The 15,399-nt window shown below is 63.3% G+C and carries 14 protein-coding genes and 1 tRNA gene; 4 read left to right on the forward strand and 11 right to left on the reverse strand.

Annotation, left to right across the window (positions count from 1 at the left end):
* Positions 1 to 64: 64 nt before the first annotated feature.
* The 5 genes from ampD to Q7T66_RS01975 are packed head-to-tail and all read right to left on the reverse strand — an operon-like array spanning position 65 to position 4,858.
* Complete coding sequence (gene ampD / locus Q7T66_RS01955; RefSeq protein ID WP_304931572.1) at positions 65 to 655, reverse strand: 1,6-anhydro-N-acetylmuramyl-L-alanine amidase AmpD; 591 nt, start codon at positions 653 to 655, stop codon at positions 65 to 67.
* A complete protein-coding gene (locus Q7T66_RS01960; protein ID WP_304931573.1) occupies positions 645 to 2,066 on the reverse strand; it encodes a sigma-54 dependent transcriptional regulator in 1,422 nt (473 codons plus the stop codon). Before Q7T66_RS01960 ends, ampD begins: the two co-directional genes overlap by 11 nt.
* 17 nt (positions 2,067 to 2,083) lie before the next feature.
* Positions 2,084 to 3,799: a PAS domain-containing sensor histidine kinase gene (locus Q7T66_RS01965; protein ID WP_304931574.1), complete on the reverse strand. Its 1,716-nt coding sequence runs from the start codon at positions 3,797 to 3,799 to the stop codon at positions 2,084 to 2,086.
* A 13-nt stretch (positions 3,800 to 3,812) separates the two neighbouring features.
* A complete protein-coding gene (locus Q7T66_RS01970; protein WP_304931575.1) occupies positions 3,813 to 4,061 on the reverse strand; it encodes a PP0621 family protein in 249 nt (82 codons plus the stop codon).
* A complete protein-coding gene (locus Q7T66_RS01975; protein ID WP_304931576.1) occupies positions 4,058 to 4,858 on the reverse strand; it encodes an inner membrane protein YpjD in 801 nt (266 codons plus the stop codon). The genes Q7T66_RS01970 and Q7T66_RS01975 overlap by 4 nt, the downstream gene beginning before the upstream one ends.
* Positions 4,859 to 4,943: 85 nt before the next feature.
* Here Q7T66_RS01975 and ffh point away from each other — a divergent pair, with 85 nt between their 5' ends.
* On the forward strand, positions 4,944 to 6,302 hold the full coding sequence (ffh, locus tag Q7T66_RS01980; RefSeq protein ID WP_304931577.1) for a signal recognition particle protein: 1,359 nt from the start codon (positions 4,944 to 4,946) through the stop codon (positions 6,300 to 6,302).
* Positions 6,303 to 6,313: 11 nt separating this feature from the next.
* On the opposite strand, the gene miaB is transcribed toward ffh, so the two are convergent.
* The 3 genes from miaB to Q7T66_RS01995 all read right to left on the reverse strand — a co-directional run bounded on the left by miaB (position 6,314) and on the right by Q7T66_RS01995 (position 8,382).
* On the reverse strand, positions 6,314 to 7,660 hold the full coding sequence (gene miaB / locus Q7T66_RS01985; RefSeq protein ID WP_304931578.1) for a tRNA (N6-isopentenyl adenosine(37)-C2)-methylthiotransferase MiaB: 1,347 nt from the start codon (positions 7,658 to 7,660) through the stop codon (positions 6,314 to 6,316).
* A gap of 81 nt (positions 7,661 to 7,741) precedes the next feature.
* Positions 7,742 to 8,212, reverse strand: coding sequence for a hypothetical protein (locus tag Q7T66_RS01990; RefSeq protein ID WP_304931579.1), 471 nt, complete (start codon positions 8,210 to 8,212; stop codon positions 7,742 to 7,744).
* Between the two features lie 93 nt (positions 8,213 to 8,305).
* Positions 8,306 to 8,382: transfer RNA gene (locus tag Q7T66_RS01995), tRNA-Met, on the reverse strand.
* 418 nt (positions 8,383 to 8,800) lie between these two features.
* Between Q7T66_RS01995 and Q7T66_RS02000 the strand changes: the two genes are divergently transcribed.
* Positions 8,801 to 9,313 carry a hypothetical protein gene (locus Q7T66_RS02000; RefSeq protein WP_304931581.1) on the forward strand — a complete coding sequence of 171 codons (513 nt, stop codon included), beginning with the start codon at positions 8,801 to 8,803 and terminating at the stop codon, positions 9,311 to 9,313.
* A 15-nt stretch (positions 9,314 to 9,328) separates the two neighbouring features.
* Here Q7T66_RS02000 and Q7T66_RS02005 read toward each other — a convergent pair whose 3' ends face one another.
* The 3 genes from Q7T66_RS02005 to Q7T66_RS02015 form a co-directional block, all read right to left on the reverse strand.
* Positions 9,329 to 11,149 carry a M61 family metallopeptidase gene (locus Q7T66_RS02005; protein WP_304931582.1) on the reverse strand — a complete coding sequence of 607 codons (1,821 nt, stop codon included), beginning with the start codon at positions 11,147 to 11,149 and terminating at the stop codon, positions 9,329 to 9,331.
* Between the two features lie 140 nt (positions 11,150 to 11,289).
* Positions 11,290 to 12,009, reverse strand: coding sequence for a DsbC family protein (locus tag Q7T66_RS02010; protein WP_304931583.1), 720 nt, complete (start codon positions 12,007 to 12,009; stop codon positions 11,290 to 11,292).
* Positions 12,010 to 12,028: 19 nt separating this feature from the next.
* Positions 12,029 to 13,153: an FAD-dependent monooxygenase gene (locus Q7T66_RS02015; RefSeq protein WP_304931584.1), complete on the reverse strand. Its 1,125-nt coding sequence runs from the start codon at positions 13,151 to 13,153 to the stop codon at positions 12,029 to 12,031.
* Between the two features lie 87 nt (positions 13,154 to 13,240).
* Between Q7T66_RS02015 and Q7T66_RS02020 the strand changes: the two genes are divergently transcribed.
* A complete protein-coding gene (locus Q7T66_RS02020; RefSeq protein ID WP_304931585.1) occupies positions 13,241 to 14,143 on the forward strand; it encodes an MOSC domain-containing protein in 903 nt (300 codons plus the stop codon).
* Between the two features lie 146 nt (positions 14,144 to 14,289).
* Entirely contained in the window at positions 14,290 to 15,381 is a 1,092-nt protein-coding gene (gene ychF / locus Q7T66_RS02025) for a redox-regulated ATPase YchF (protein WP_304931586.1), read from the forward strand.
* Positions 15,382 to 15,399: the final 18 nt, after the last annotated feature.

The following is a 15,399-nucleotide window of genomic DNA, read 5'->3' on the forward strand; positions in this document are numbered from 1 at the left end:
TTTAGCCTGCCAGGCTACCGCGGCCGCTCAAGGCCTGTCCCAAGTCGGGCGCAGCCTGTTGCCATCAGACACTTGCGGGAAAACACTTAGCCGGCAAGCCCAGGGAACGTTGCAGCCGGGGCCAGTCGAAGCCGGCGCCCGGGTCCTGTTTGCGGCCGCTGGCGATGTGCTCGTGCCCGGCCAGATGCGCGACCGGGTACTGCCGCAGCAGCGCCGCGCAGACGCTGGCGAGGGTTTCGTACTGGGCGGCTTCAAACAGCCCGCCTTCCACGCCTTCGAGCTCTATGCCGATGGCGTCGTCGTTGCAGTTGTTCCTGCCGCGGTAACCGGACTCGCCCGCATGCCAGGCCCGGTCGTCGCAACTGACGAACTGCCACAACTGGCCGGAACGGGTGATGAAAAAATGCGCGGAGACCTGCAATCCCCTGATGCCTTGAAAGTAGGGGTGGGCGTCCCAGTCCAACTGGTTGGTGAACAGGCGCTGCACCTGCCCGGTGCCAAATTGGCCGGGCGGCAGGCTGATCGAATGGATGACGATCAGGTCAATGGATGCAGCGACAGGGCGTGGGCCGAAATTCGGCGAGGCCAGCGCTCTTGCATACTGGTACCAGCCTTGTCGCCACAGCGCCGGCGCCGCGTCGGGGCTAGGGTTCATCGGTCGCGTCATCGCCGCCGGGCGTGACGATGTTCAGGCGCGCGATGCGGTAACGGATCTGGCGCAGGCTGATGCCCAGCTTGGCCGCGGCCGCGGTGCGGTTGAAGCCGGTTTCCTGCAGGACCTTGGACAGGATGCCGCGTTCTTGCCCGTCCAGAAACGCCTGCAGATTTTCCGGCACCGGGACATCGTCGGCCGGCGGCGACTCCAGGTGCAAGTCGCCACTTTCGCCGAGTGCGACGGCACGGTGCAACATGTTTTCCAGTTCCCTGACATTGCCGTTGAAGGGGTGCGCGTGCAGGCTTGCCAGGATATGGGCGGAAATATCGGGCATGTGCAAGCCCGATTCCCGGCAAATGCGGCCCAGCAGGTCCTTGCACAGGGCGGGCAGGTCTTCGCGGCGCTCGCGCAGCGGCGGGACATTGATTTCAATGACGTTGAGCCGGTAGTACAAATCCTGACGGAAGACGCCGGACGCTACCCCGGCGCTCAGGTCTTTGTGGGTGGCGCTGACGATGCGCACATCGACCGTGTCTTCCTGCGCCGAACCCAGCGGCCTGACGACGCGCTCCTGAATCGCGCGCAGCAGCTTGGACTGCATGGGCACGGGCAAATCACCAATTTCGTCGAGAAAGAGGGTGCCGCCTTTGGCCGCCTGAAAGTAACCCTGGCGGTCCTGTGCCGAGCCGGTGTAAGCGCCCTTGCGGGCACCAAAAAACTCGGCTTCCAGCAAGTTCTCCGGAATGGCGCCGCAGTTGACGGCGATAAACGGCCCCGCCGCGCGGTGACTGCAGTCATGCACGGCGCGCGCAACCAACTCCTTGCCGGTGCCTGATTCGCCGTGGATCAGCACCGGCGCCATGCTGCCGGCGACTTTGACGATGCGCGACTTGACCGCCTGCATCACGGCGGACTCGCCGACCAGGCGCTGCAGCGTCAACGACGTCGCACCGGCACCGGTTGTGTTGGGTGCCGCCGGGCTGGTCTGGCTGTCCGGCCTGCCGCGTTCGCTGGCGGCGGGCGCGGCAGGCTTGGCCTGGCCCTGGATGGCCGACGCCACCACGCTGCGAAATTGCTGGAGGTCCACCGGCTTGGTCAGGTAGTCAAAGGCGCCGGCCTTGAGTGCTTCCACCGCGTTTTCGGCGGACCCGTGGGCGGTGATGACCACGCAGCGCTCGGGACGCTGCTGGCTCACCATTTCGCGCAGCAGCTCCAGTCCCAACCCGTCGGGCAGGCGCATGTCGGTAATCACGGCGTCGAAGCGTTTTTCCTGCAGTTGGGCGCGGGCTTGGGTCAGGTCGGCGGACGCCTCGACCCGGTAGCCTTCGCGCAGCAAGGTGAGTTCGTAGAGGGTGCGCAAATCCGGCTCATCGTCAATCACCAGTATGTGCGCCTGATTCGGGGTGGACATTGGCTGCTCTCGTGGTTTCAGTTCGACAGGGTGTCAACAGTCGCTGGCGGCGGGGCCGCACCCGCAATGGCCGACCTGAAGATGACAAAGAACTCATTGCCTTGCACCGTGCCGTGCGCGGTTCGCTGATAGCCTATCAGGGCGCCATGGCGTTCGCACAGTTCCCGGCAGATATACAGTCCCAGTCCGCTGGAGCGGCTTTCTGATGAGAAAAAAGGCTCGAACAGATGCGACCGAACCGTTTTTTCCAGCGGCTGCCCGTCGCTCCAGACCGACAGCCGTGCCTGTCCAGGCACCGACCGTTCGGTCGTCACCTTTATCGCCCCGGCCGCAACGCTGGCATAACGCAAGGCGTTGTCCAGCAGGTTGACCATCAGCCGCCGCAGGTGTTCGGCTTCGAACAGCACGGCGCAATCGCCCGCGCCCAGGTGCAGATGCAGCAGGTGGCTGGACGCGGTTTGCTGCGTCCAGTCCGAACAGATGCGCCGCACCATGTCGTCGAGCTGCAGCGTCTGCGCCTGTGGTGCCGGCTCCTGAACGCGCGCTACGTTGAGGATTTCATCGACAATTCTTCCGAGCCGCTGCGCGTTTTGCCGGACCATGGCTGTCAGTTGCAGGTGCCCGGTGTCCTGCAGGTCTTCTTCCAGCAAGGCATTGGCCTGAGTGATGGCGGTCAGCGGATTCCTGATTTCATGGGCCACGGCCGCAGACATGCGGCCCATGGCCGCCATTTTTTCAGTGCGTACCCGTGCCTCCATTTCCCGCAGGTCTTCCAGGAACATCACGCACATGCTCTCGTGCGAGCCGTCGCGCGAGGCCGCCAGCCGGGTGCGGACCTGCAGACGCCGGGCGTGGCCCGCGCTGTGCGTCAGGCTCAGATCGGCTTGCTGCGGTGTTCGCTGCTGGAATGTCAGGTCTACCAGCAGGGCCAGCGGCTGCCAGGCCTCCTCGGACGCCAGCAGGAAGGGGGCGCTGTGCGCCATGTCTTCGGTGGTCAGAAAACGCCTGGAGGCGGGGTTGATCGCACGCACAATGCCATGGGTATCGACCACCAGCACGCCATCGGCCAGCGTGTCGATGACCAGTTCGTTGACCTGGGTTTGCATGCGCGCGGCCGACTGGCTGCTGCGGGCTCGCCGCTCTTCCCGCGACAGGCGCAGCGCCAACTGGTTGGCCAGCAAGGCCACGACAAAAAAGCCCGAACCGCTCAGGCCCGCCTGGAGGAAATGGGCCGTGGCGCCGCCCGGTGATTGCAGCGACACCCACCAGGCATCGGCCAGCAGCAGCAGCGTCACGCTGGCGGCCGTGCCCAGCGCCAGCAAAATCGGTCCCAGCACGGACGCCAGCAGCACCGGCAAGGCAAACAGCGCGGTGTAATTGAGGGTGCCCGACTGTAAAAAATTCATTGCTGAAAACGCCAGAACATCGACTCCGACCGTGGACAGCCACTGCGCATCGAAGGTGTTGCCCGGCGGCTTCGGGCGCGCCCACAGCCGCACCATCAGCGTGGCCACGAAATACGCCACGCACAACAAAGTCATTGCTTCACGGACCGGTTGACCCAGGGCGTAAATCGAGGCTTGCAGCGTGAGCAGCACGCCGGCAATCGTCACGCGCGCCGTCATGAAGGTGCGCCACAGACGGCTCAAGGACTTGCTGCCGGAATCCGGTGTCCAGGCGCCGGATTCTTTGTCTGGCGGCCCAAACCAGGAGTTGCTGGTTTCCCAGTTCATTGAATGAGCATCCTTACCCTTCGGCTTGGCGGCGGTGCGCGTCGCTGCAATATATTCCACGATGACCGGGCAGGGCATCCGGGCGCGGCAGGTGGACCGAGCAGACCGCGCAGGCCACCATTTCGGTGGCCGCTTGCGCCGGGCTGGCGTCCGGGCGGGCGGTTGCATGCCGTGACTGCCTCTCGCGCAGCGCGGCGCGCCGGTTGTTGCGCCAGAACCAAAGGCCGACCAGTACGATCACAAGCACCATCAGGTATTTCATGCGCGCTTCAAAATGACTTCAAGCACAAACCGTGAGCCGACGTAGCCCAGCAGCAGCAGGCCGGAGCCCAGATAAAGCACCCGCACCGCCTGGCGTCCGCGCCAGCCCAGGCGCGCCCGGCCCGCCAGCAAGCCGGCAAAGGTGACCCAGGCCAACATGGAAAAGACGGTTTTGTGGTTCCATGGCCAGACCAGCCCGGGGCCGTACAGGGTTTCGGCAAACAGCCAGCCCACCAGCAGCGTGGCGGTGAGCAGCACAAAACCGGCCTGCACAAAACGAAAGGTCAGTCGCTCCAGCGTCAACAGCGGCACGCCGGTATCGGGCTGCGTGGCTGAACGGATGGAGCGCTCGGATCGGCTCATCAGCCAGCCATGCACCACGGCCGCGGCGAACAGGCCATAAGAGGCAATGCCCAGCGCCCAATGCAAAGGCAGCCAGGGCGAGGCAATCACGTGGTAGCTGGTGCCGGGAAACACCAGCGCCAGCAGCACGGCGGCGCTGCCCAGACCAGCCAGCGCCCAGCGCGCTTTCAGTTGCGGAAACAGCCGGCTTTCCACCGCGTAGACGCTCAGCACCAGCCAGACGGTCATGGACAGGGCCGGCGCAAAACCAAAACGCGGCGGTTCGCCGAGCAGGCCGCTCGCCAGGGTCAATGCGTGCAGCAGCCAGGCCAGCGCCAGCACGCTGCGGATCGTGCCGGCACTCAAACGCAGTGTGGCCAGCGCCAGCACGGCATAGGCCAGCGCGGCACCGATGGCCGTGGCCAGACCCCACCCCGCGCTCAAAGTTAAAATCATGGCGACAGTTTAGCTGTAGGAGCCCGCCCGATGGGTTTCTGTTTCTTCTTTCACTCCCTTTTTGCTCCAGTTGTGGAGCCTGTTCATGGCCTCTGCCCTTACCGAAAAACTCTCCCGCCTCGTCAAGGAAATGCGAGGCCAGGCCCGCATCACCGAGTCCAATGTGCAGGACATGCTGCGCGAGGTGCGCATGGCTCTGCTGGAGGCCGACGTGGCCCTGCCGGTGGTGCGCGACTTTATCGCCCGGGTCAAGGACAAGGCGCTGGGGCAGGAGGTCATGAGTTCGCTGTCGCCGGGGCAGGTGCTGGTCAGCATCGTCAATCGCGAGCTGGCCGCCACGATGGGCGAGGGTGTCAGCGACATCAACCTGGCGGCGCAGCCGCCGGCCGTGATCCTGATGGCCGGTTTGCAGGGCGCGGGCAAGACCACCACCACCGCCAAGCTGGCCAAGCACCTGATCGAAAAGCGCAAGAAAAAAGTGTTGACGGTGTCGGGCGACGTGTACCGCCCGGCGGCCATCGAGCAGCTCAGGACCGTCACGAAGCAGGCCGGCGCCGAATGGTTCCCGAGCACGACCGAGCAAAAACCGGTGGACATCGCGCTGGCCGCGCTGGATTACGCGCGCAAGCATTTTTTCGACGTGCTGCTGGTCGATACCGCGGGCCGGCTGGCAATCGACGAAGCGCTGATGGCCGAAATCAAGGCCCTGCATGCCGCGCTGAACCCGGTCGAAACGTTGTTTGTGGTCGATGCGATGCAGGGCCAGGATGCGATCAACACCGCCAAAGCCTTCAAGGAAGCGCTGCCGCTGACCGGCATCATCCTGACCAAGACCGACGGCGACTCGCGCGGCGGGGCTGCTTTAAGCGTGCGGCAGATCACCGGCGCGCCGATCAAGTTCTCGGGCACCAGCGAGAAGATCGACGGGCTCGAAGTCTTCGATGCCCAGCGCCACGCCGGGCGCATTCTCGGCATGGGCGACATCGTGGCGCTGGTCGAGCAGGTCACCGCCGGCGTGGACATGGAAGCGGCGCAAAAACTCGCCGCCAAACTGAAGTCCGGCAGCGGCTTTGACCTCAATGATTTTTTAAACCAGTTGCAGCAGATGAAGAGCATGGGCGGGCTGTCCAGCCTGCTCGACAAGCTGCCGGCGCAAATGGCGGCCAAGGCGGGTCAGGTGGACATGGACAAGGCCGAAAAAGACATACGCCGCAAGGAAGGCATCATCCAGAGCATGACGCCGCTGGAGCGCCGCAAGCCCGAACTGATCAAGGCCACGCGCAAGCGCCGCATCGCGGCCGGCTCCGGCGTGCAGGTTCAGGAGGTCAACCGCCTGCTCAACGAGTTCGAGCAGATGCAGGGCATGATGAAGAAGATGAAGGGCGGCGGCATGATGAAAATGATGAAACGCATGGGCGGCATGAAGGGCATGCCGAAGTTCTGATCGACGCGGGCTCAGGCCGGTAAGGCCGCCTCTTCGTGCAGCAGTACTTGCCCGCGCAGCGAGCGCTGCGAGGTCTCCGTGATGGTCACATCGATCATCTGGCCGACCAGCCGGGGCTGGCCCTTGAAGTTGACGACGCGGTTGCATTCGGTGCGGCCCATCAGCTCGGACGGGTCTTTGCGCGACGCGCCTTCGACCAGGATGCGCTGCACCGTGCCGAGCCGGCTGGCGCTGATGGCGCGCACACTGTCGTCAAGCGCCGCTTGCAGGCGTTGCAGGCGTTGCAGCTTGATTTCGTGCGGTGTGTCGTCCGCCAGATTGGCGGCGGGCGTGCCGGGCCGCGGGCTGAAGATGAAGCTGAACGAGGTGTCGTAGCCCACATCGTCAATCAGCTTCATCATCTTGTTGAAGTCGTCATCAGTCTCGCCCGGAAAACCGACGATGAAATCGCTGCTCAGCGCCAGGTCGGGGCGGATCGCGCGCAGCTTGCGGAGGGTGCTCTTGTATTCCATGGCCGTGTAGCCGCGCTTCATCGCCATCAGGATGCGGTCGGAGCCGTGCTGCACCGGCAAATGCAGGTGGTTCACCAGTTTGGGCAGTTTGCCGTAGGCCTCGATCAGATTTTGCGTGAATTCGTTGGGGTGGCTGGTGACGTAACGGATGCGCTCAATGCCGGGCAGGTCGGACACATACTCCAGCAGCGTCGCAAAGTCGGCGATCTCTGCGCTGGCGCCCATGGGGCCGCGGTAGGCGTTGACGTTTTGGCCCAGCAGCGTGACTTCCCTGACGCCCTGGTCGGCCAGGCCGGCGACTTCGACCAGCACGTCCTCAAACGGGCGCGAGACTTCTTCGCCGCGGGTGTAGGGCACCACGCAATAGCTGCAGTATTTGGAGCAACCCTCCATGATGCTGACAAAAGCGCTGGCGCCTTCGACGCGGGCCGGTGGCAGGTGGTCGAATTTTTCGATCTCGGGAAAGCTGATGTCCACCTGCGGGCGGCCCAGGCTGATGCGTCTGGACAGCAGGTCCGGCAGGCGGTGCAGTGTTTGCGGACCAAACACCACGTCCACATACGGCGCGCGCTCGATGATGGCGTCGCCCTCCTGGCTGGCGACACAGCCGCCGACGCCGATCAGCACACCCTTTTTTTTGAGGTGCTTGACGCGCCCCAAGTCGCTGAACACTTTTTCCTGCGCCTTCTCGCGCACCGAGCAGGTGTTGAACAGGATCAGGTCGGCCTCATCGATATTGCGGGTGGGCGTGTAGCCCTGCGTCGCGTGCAGCACGTCGGACATCTTGCCCGAGTCGTACTCGTTCATCTGGCACCCGAAGGTCTTGATAAAGACTTTTTTGCTCATGATTTTGGCTATTTGACGAATAGCTGCTTGTGCCCGTTAAATAGGGGCCAAACGCCGATTGGGTTTGAAAAAACAGCGGACTTACTGCTTGTAGCTCGGCAGTTGGTGGTAGGGCGTCTTGCCGTCGTCCTGCGGCGCGGGAGTAGACTCAAAGCCGAAACTGAAATTGCGCGTTGGCAGGCCGTCGCGCTTTTCCTGGGCTTCTTCGGTGCTCAGTATCCATACCTCATGCACGAGGCCAGCGCTGTTGCGAGTGTAATTGACCAGCAGTTCCTGGCCCACCAACGCGCCCGGCAGCACATGGTTGTTGTTCGTATTGCGGATGCGTGCGCCGGGGGACAGGCGCTCGGCCTTGCCGTTCAGGCTGATCTCGGGCGGGGTCCACATCACCAGCAGGCCGCGCAAGGCGGCTTGGGGGAACCGGCGAACGCTGGCGCTGGCGTCGCTGGTCTGCGCCGCAGCGGGCGCGGCCAGCAGGCCGGCCAGCGTTAGCAAAACGGCCAGCGCTGCGGCCCGCAGGCCAAACAAGTCGTTCCGGGAGCAGCGTTTCATGGTGTGTGTCCAGAGGCTGTGCGGTGATAGAGCCCCAGCGCTAAAGACTTCTGGGGGTTTCGCCGAATTCGTGGAAATCCGGCGGGGAGTTCTTGGTGGTGATAGGTGGACTTGAACCACCGACATCAGCATTATGAATGCTGCGCTCTAACCAACTGAGCTATATCACCGCGCGACCGGTATTATAGCGACTTGGCAAGCGGGTGCTTCATGCCAGTAGTCCGTTTCGCCCAAAATCTTGCATGAAATCGGACTCCTCGGGGGCCACCGAACGCAGCGAAGGGCCGCCCAAGCCAAGTTCAGCCCCCTCGGGGGGCAGCGAAGTACACGCAGTGACGAGCGTGGGGGCCGCCGAACGCAGCGAAGGGCCGCCCAAGCCAAGTTCAGCCCCCTCGGGGGGCAGCGAAGTACACGCAGTGACGAGCGTGGGGGCCGCCGAACGCAGCGAAGGGCCGCCCCGAGCAAGTTCAGCCCCCTCGGGGGGCAGCGAAGTACACGCAGTGACGAGCGTGGGGGCCTTAAAACCCCTCTCGACGTGGCGCGGCTTCGGCCTTACACTGAAACGCCAGCAAGTTCTGGAGACTCCCCATGCTTGACAAGCAAGCGATTTACCACAAGACGCCAAAAGGGGCGCAAGCGATTGCGAACCGGCAATCGGGCCTGTCGCCCAAACTGCGTTCGCTGTTGATCATGGTCGACGGCAAGCGCGCGTACCCCGATCTGACTGCGCTGACCACCGCGGACGGAGATTGCGAGCAGATGTTGTCGCAACTGGTGCAGGACGGCCTGATCGAGCCGGTCGGCGGTACCCTGCCTGTCGGTGCGGCGTCTGACGCTCCTTTCCCCGAGAGGGTGGCGACCACACCGGCACCGCTGGTGGCGGCTTCGCTGCCTGAAGCGAAGCGCTTCACCTCGCACCTCTTGGTGGACATGCTGGGGCCCACTTCGGACGTGTTGTGCATGAAAATCGAGTCCGCCGGCAACCTGGCGGAATTTGTCAGCGCCGTCAAACGGGCCAGAGATGTCGTGCGCGATATCAAGGGCGCTTCCGCGGCAGAACGTTTTATTGCGCAGATCGAACCCCATACGCCGCAGGCCTGATTCGGCGCGTGCTGTTCAGGTGGCCGGTGTGAGCCAGCGCCCGGCCAGGGCCGCATCGCGCAAGACCAGCCGCCAGGTACACACGGCAGCCGGCAAGCGCAGTTCCAGTCGCAGCAGGCGCTTGTCGCGGGCGACCAGCGCCAGCACTTTTTTGCACGATCCGGCATACAGCGTCAGATCTTCGAGCTTGGCTAAGCGCCAGCCGTTCGCGGGTGTTGTTTTTTTTGCCGCAACGATGGGCTCGATACCCAGCCATTCATCGCCTGCGGCAAAACCGGCACGTTCTGCAGCACCGCCCCGCAAGACCGTCTTGACCTGAATGCCGTTGGTTTCCAGCACGCGCAGGCCCAGCGCCTGGGCCAACTGCGCGGGCTCCTGCAGCACGCCCACGCCGTGGCGCTGCAGCAGGTCCAGCAGCGGCAGCTCGCCGGTGCCATGCACCCAGCCGGCGATTTCCCGGGCGTAGGAGCGCCCGCCAACTTCTTGCAGCGCGGCGGCGAAGTCTGCTTCGCTCATCGCGCCGCCCCGGCAACGCAGCCACAGCAAACGCAGCACATCGTCCAGCGTTGCCGGCGTGGTTTTCTTGCTTTCGGCGCGCAGGCTCAGGTCAAAACACAGGGCCACCAAGGCCCCCTTGGTGTAGTAGCTGACGGTGGCGTTCGGTGTATTTTCATCCTGGCGGTAGTACTTGACCCAGGCATCGAAGCTGGCCTGCGCGACCGACTGGACCAGCCGTCCCGGTGTCTGCACCACCTGATTGACGGTTTTGTTCAGAAGCTTCAGGTAGGCTGCGTCGTCCAGCAGTCCGGCGCGGCGCAGCATCAGGTCGTCGTAATAACTGGTGAACCCTTCGAAAAACCAGAGCAACTGCGTGTAGTTTTCGCTGCCGTACCGGTAGTGTTCAAACTCCGCCGGGCGCAGGCGTTTGACGTTCCAGGTGTGAAAGTACTCGTGGCTGATCAAGCCGCGCAGCGTGGTGTACCCCTCGGACGTTTTGCTGTCGCCGCGACGCGGCAGGTCTTTGCGCTTGCAGATCAGCGCGGTGGAGTTGCGGTGCTCCAGCCCGCCATGACCGTCGTCCACGGCGTTGAGCATGAACAGGTAGTTTTTATGCGGCGGTTTTTTGCCACCATGCCAGAAGCGTATCTGCGTTTCGCAAATTTTCCGGGTGTCGGCCAGCAGCCGGTCACCGTCAAAACTGGCGGCTGCCCCGGCCACGACAAAGCGGTGCGGGACACCGCAGGCGACAAAAGAGCCGCTCCAGAACGTGCCCATCTCGACCGGGCAGTCGACCAGCTCGTCGTAGTTGGACGCCAGGTAGCCGCCAAAACCCTGCTTGTTGACCTTCTGCGGGCTCAGTCCCGTGGCCACGGCCCAGCCCGTGGTCGATGGGGCGGCAACAATTTCGAGCAGATGCGGAGCCTGCGCCTGACCCTCCACGCGCAGGCACAGTGAGCTGCCGTTGAAGAAACCGCGGCTTGCATCCAGCCAGGCGGTGCGCACCGAGTCGTCGTGGGCGTAGACCTCGTAAGTCAGCACCAGCGGCTTGTCTGCCATGCACCGAATCTGCCAGTGGCACTTGTCCAACTGCTGCACCTGGCCCGCAGGCAGGGCCTGCGCTGCCTGTCGTACACGCAGGCCTTGCAGGTTCTTGGAAAACTCGCGCACCAGGTAGCTGCCCGGAATCCATACCGGCAGGGCGACCCGCTGCAGCGGGTCGGGCCGGGCGACTGTCAGCGTGACGCGAAACAGGTGGGCATGGAGGTCGGCCATCTCGACGCGGTAATGGATGGCTGCAGACGCAGGGGTGCGGGGCTTGGTACGGCTTTTGGGCATAGGGATTCAAAGAATACCCGAACACCCCACAGCGGCGATCCGGCACCCGGGCGCTGTCGAGGTCCGGGTCGATTAGCGATTAAAACAATAGCTGCTTGCGACCGTATTCATTGGTCCAATCTGTGTTCAGCACCCGCAAGCTACTGGGCTTTGGCGTCGGTCAAATACTTTTCGACCTGCTGGGCGCTGATGGCGCCGGGCACCCGCGAGCCGTCGGCAAAAATCAGGGTGGGCGTACCGGTGATACGGTGCTTCTTGCCAAGCTCGATATTGCGGTTCAGCGCGCTGGCGTCACAACTGGCGCTGGCCGCCGGCTGATCCCGCAGCATCAGGTCCTGCCAGGCTTTGCCCCTGTCCTTGGCGCACCAGATGTTTTTCGATTTTTCTGTCGAGTCCGGACTCAGGATGGGGTATAAAAACACATACATGGTGACGTCGTTCACCTTCTGCATGTCGCGCTCGAAGCGCTTGCAATAAGTGCAATTGGGGTCTTCAAACACGGCCATCTTGCGTTTGCCGTTGCCGTGGACGACGGCGAAGGCATCCTTGAGAGGCAGTGCATCAAAAGCCACCGCGTTGAGTTTTTCCACACGCTCTTCAGTCAGATTGCGCCTGACTTTGGTATCGATCAGGTTGCCCTGGATCAGGTAGTTGCCCTCGGCATCGGTGTAGAAAATATCCATGCCGTTGACACGCACTTCATACAGGCCGGCCATCGGCGTTTTGTTGATTTCGTCGATCTTGGGGAAATTGGGCAGGCGCTCGGCCAGGTTCTTGCGGATCGCCGCCTCCTGTGCAAAGGTGGAACCCAGGCTCAGTGCCAGCAGGGTAGCGGTCACGATTGATTTGAATAATTTCATTTTTTCCCGTTCTGTCGTTCTATAAACCCATGGCCCGGCGCGTGACCCATGCTTTGAGCGGGCCGCTGCGTGCAAAACCTTTCATGCCCCAATTGCGCAAAGCCTGCCAGCGCGCATCGGTTTGCGCAAACAGCCCGTGCAAACCATCTGTTACCGCGCCCATGGCCGCCACATCGGCCTTGCGCGAGCGTTCATAACGGCGCAGCAACTTCTCGTCGCCCAGGCTGCGCCAGTATTCGCGTTCGTGAATCACGGCGGCCAGCCCCGCCGCGTCGGCCAGCCCCAGATTCAAACCATGCCCGGCCAGCGGGTGGACCGCGTGGGCGGCGTCACCGGCCAGCGCCCAGCCCGGACCGACCCAGCGTTCGGCCCGGGACAGGGTGAGCGGCCAACTGGACAGCGCGCTGTCCAGTTGCAGACGTCCGACCTCGTCCACTTCTTTATTGCAGGCAGTTTGCACCGCGGCAGAAAATTCTTCCCGGGACAGCTTTTCCAGCGCGTTGGCGCGCCCTGCCGAGGTAGACCAGACCAGCGCCACGGAGTTCCCGTCGGCGCCCGATAGCGGCAAAAGAGCCAGTATCTCGCCGTGATTGAACCACTGACGGGCCACGCCATGGTGAGCCTGGTCGCTTTGCAGGCGGGCTGCAATGGATTTTTGGGGGTAGGGCTTGACGGTCCATGCCGCACCGAACTCGTTGCGGCTGCTGCTTTTCTGGCCTTCACAGATGACGGTGAGCGCCGCCTTGACCGGCTCAGGCACGGTTTCTATCTGCGGCTGGTAACGCACGGCCTCGGCCAGTTGCCGCTCCAGCGCCGGCACATCGACAATCCACGCGAGGGCGGCGCTGCTGCCGGGTTCGGACGCGAAATCCAGCCTGCCGCCATCGTCGCCCCAAACGTGCATTTCCCGCACGGCGGTGGAAAACGGTGCGTCCGGCCAGGCCCGCAGCGACTCCAGCAGTTGCCGCGACGCACTGTTCAAGGCGTAGGCACGCACATCCTGGGGGGGGGGCTCGGCCGGGCTGCCGCCCTGGGCGGGCCGGGCGACCAGCGCCACGCGCAAGCGCTCGCGCGCCAGCAGCAGGGCCAGCGTGCGGCCCACCACACCGCTGCCGCGAATACACACATCAAATGGCTTGGACATGGCTCATTTTAGAAGGCAGTGCAAAATCGCGACTTGGTGTGGAATACGAACTGAAAAATTAGAAGGACTTGTCAAGTGAGTCACGCATTGAGCGAAATATCTGGCGTCGAAGCAGCCGACGTCAAGGCGGCGATCACCGGTCTGTGGGTTTATCCCGTCAAGTCCTGCGCCGGGGTGCCGGTGCAGGAAGCGCTGCTGCTGGCTACCGGGCTGGCGTTTGACCGGGCCTGGATGGTGGTGGACGTGTACGGCGTCTTTGTGACGCAACGCGCGCTGCCGCGCATGGCGTTGATCCGCCCCCAGCTCAAAGGCCGTGACATGGTGCTGCGCGCGCCGGGCATGCTGGCTTTGCACATTGCGCTCGATCAGGTGGAGGAGCCGGTGCGCGTGCGGGTCTGGGACGACGAGGTCAAGGCCTATGACATGGGGCCGGTCGCGGCCCAATGGTTCAGCGATTTTCTGGGCGCCAAAGTGCGCCTGGTGCGTTTTGATCCCGTTGAAAAGCGCGTGTCCAGCCCTCAGTGGACCGAGGGCGTGGAAGCGCTGAACCAGTTCAGCGACGGCTATCCCCTGTTGCTGCTCGGCGAGGCCTCGCTCGCCGCTTTGAATGAAAAACTGCGGGCGCGCGGCGCAGCGGCCGTCGGCATGGAGCGCTTCCGGCCGAACATCGTCCTCGGCAATCCGGACGGGGGTACTGCGGATGGATTGCTTGCCCATGACGAGGACCGTCTCGATGAACTCCGGATCGGCACCGGGCAGGGGCTGGTCCGGCTCAAGCCGGTCAAGCCCTGCGCGCGTTGCCCGATTCCCAACATCGACCCCGCCACGGCCATCAGCAGCCCGCAAGTCAATGACATGTTGCAGACCTACCGGCAGGACCCGCGGCTGCAGGGGGCCTTGAGCTTTGGCATGAATGCCATCGTGCTGCAGGGCAGCGACCACCTGCTCAAGGTGGGGCAAAGCATCACGGCGAACTACCGCTTTGCGTAAGACGTGCCGCATCAACCCGGCCACCCGGCCCACGGCGACGACATCACGCAGAATGCGGTCGACAGCATGACTGCCAACAGGCAGCCTGGTCCCCGGCTGGCCGCATATCGCATACACTTCTTAGGGCCTGTTTTTGAAGGTTTGTCATGAGTTTGAAGTGCGGTATCGTAGGTTTGCCCAATGTTGGAAAATCCACCCTGTTTAATGCATTGACCAAAGCGGGCATCGCGGCGGAAAACTATCCTTTTTGCACGATCGAGCCCAACGTCGGCATCGTGGAAGTGCCCGACCCGCGTCTGGCGGCGCTGGCAAGCATCGTCAAGCCGGAGAAGATTCAGTCCGCGATTGTCGAGTTTGTCGACATCGCCGGCCTGGTGGCGGGTGCCAGCACCGGTGAGGGTCTGGGCAACAAGTTTCTGGCGCACATCCGCGAGACCGACGCCACCATCAATGTGGTGCGCTGTTTTGAAGACGACAACGTGATCCACGTGGCCGGCAAGGTGGACCCGATCTCCGACATTGAAGTGATCCAGACCGAGTTGTGCCTGGCGGACCTGGCGGCGGTCGAAAAAGCCCTGCACCGGGTGACCAAGACCGCGCGTTCTGGCGACAAGGAATCCATCAAGCTGGTCGCCATTCTGGAGAAATGCCAGGCGGCGCTCAATGAAGCCAAGCCCGTGCGTACCGTGGCGTTCAGCAAGGAAGAGCAGCCGCTGTTGAAACAGTTTTTCCTGATCACCGCCAAGCCCGCGATGTTCGTGGCGAACGTGGCCGAAGACGGTTTTGAAAGCAACCCCTTCCTGGACCGCCTGAAGGCCTACGCCGCCGCGCAAAACGCGCCGGTGGTGGCCATCTGCGCCAAGATGGAAGCCGAAATGGCCGACATGGAGGAAGAGGACAAGAAAATGTTTCTCGCCGAAATTGGTCAGGACGAGCCCGGCCTGAATCGCCTGATCGTCGCCGCCTACAAGCTGCTGGGCCTGCAAACCTACTTTACCGCCGGCGTGAAAGAGGTGCGCGCCTGGACCATCCATGTCGGCGACACCGGCCCGCAAGCCGCGGGCGTGATCCACACCGACTTCGAGAAGGGCTACATCCGCGCCCAGACGATTGCGTTTGATGACTTCATCACCTACCAGGGCGAGCAGGGCGCCAAGGACGCCGGCAAGATGCGCAGCGAAGGCAAGGACTACGTTGTCAAGGACGGCGACGTGATGAACTTTTTGTTCAGCAGTTGAGCAGGGTCTGAAAAGGGC

Source organism: Herminiimonas sp., from assembly GCF_030655415.1.

Coding starts and splice junctions, on each gene's coding strand:
- ampD (WP_304931572.1), bottom strand. CDS start 655: ATGAACCCTAGCCCCGACGCGGCGCCGGCGCTGTGGCGACAAGGCTGG.
- Q7T66_RS01960 (WP_304931573.1), bottom strand. CDS start 2,066: ATGTCCACCCCGAATCAGGCGCACATACTGGTGATTGACGATGAGCCG.
- Q7T66_RS01965 (WP_304931574.1), bottom strand. CDS start 3,799: ATGAACTGGGAAACCAGCAACTCCTGGTTTGGGCCGCCAGACAAAGAA.
- Q7T66_RS01970 (WP_304931575.1), bottom strand. CDS start 4,061: ATGAAATACCTGATGGTGCTTGTGATCGTACTGGTCGGCCTTTGGTTC.
- Q7T66_RS01975 (WP_304931576.1), bottom strand. CDS start 4,858: ATGATTTTAACTTTGAGCGCGGGGTGGGGTCTGGCCACGGCCATCGGT.
- ffh (WP_304931577.1), top strand. CDS start 4,944: ATGGCCTCTGCCCTTACCGAAAAACTCTCCCGCCTCGTCAAGGAAATG.
- miaB (WP_304931578.1), bottom strand. CDS start 7,660: ATGAGCAAAAAAGTCTTTATCAAGACCTTCGGGTGCCAGATGAACGAG.
- Q7T66_RS01990 (WP_304931579.1), bottom strand. CDS start 8,212: ATGAAACGCTGCTCCCGGAACGACTTGTTTGGCCTGCGGGCCGCAGCG.
- Q7T66_RS02000 (WP_304931581.1), top strand. CDS start 8,801: ATGCTTGACAAGCAAGCGATTTACCACAAGACGCCAAAAGGGGCGCAA.
- Q7T66_RS02005 (WP_304931582.1), bottom strand. CDS start 11,149: ATGCCCAAAAGCCGTACCAAGCCCCGCACCCCTGCGTCTGCAGCCATC.
- Q7T66_RS02010 (WP_304931583.1), bottom strand. CDS start 12,009: ATGAAATTATTCAAATCAATCGTGACCGCTACCCTGCTGGCACTGAGC.
- Q7T66_RS02015 (WP_304931584.1), bottom strand. CDS start 13,153: ATGTCCAAGCCATTTGATGTGTGTATTCGCGGCAGCGGTGTGGTGGGC.
- ychF (WP_304931586.1), top strand. CDS start 14,290: ATGAGTTTGAAGTGCGGTATCGTAGGTTTGCCCAATGTTGGAAAATCC.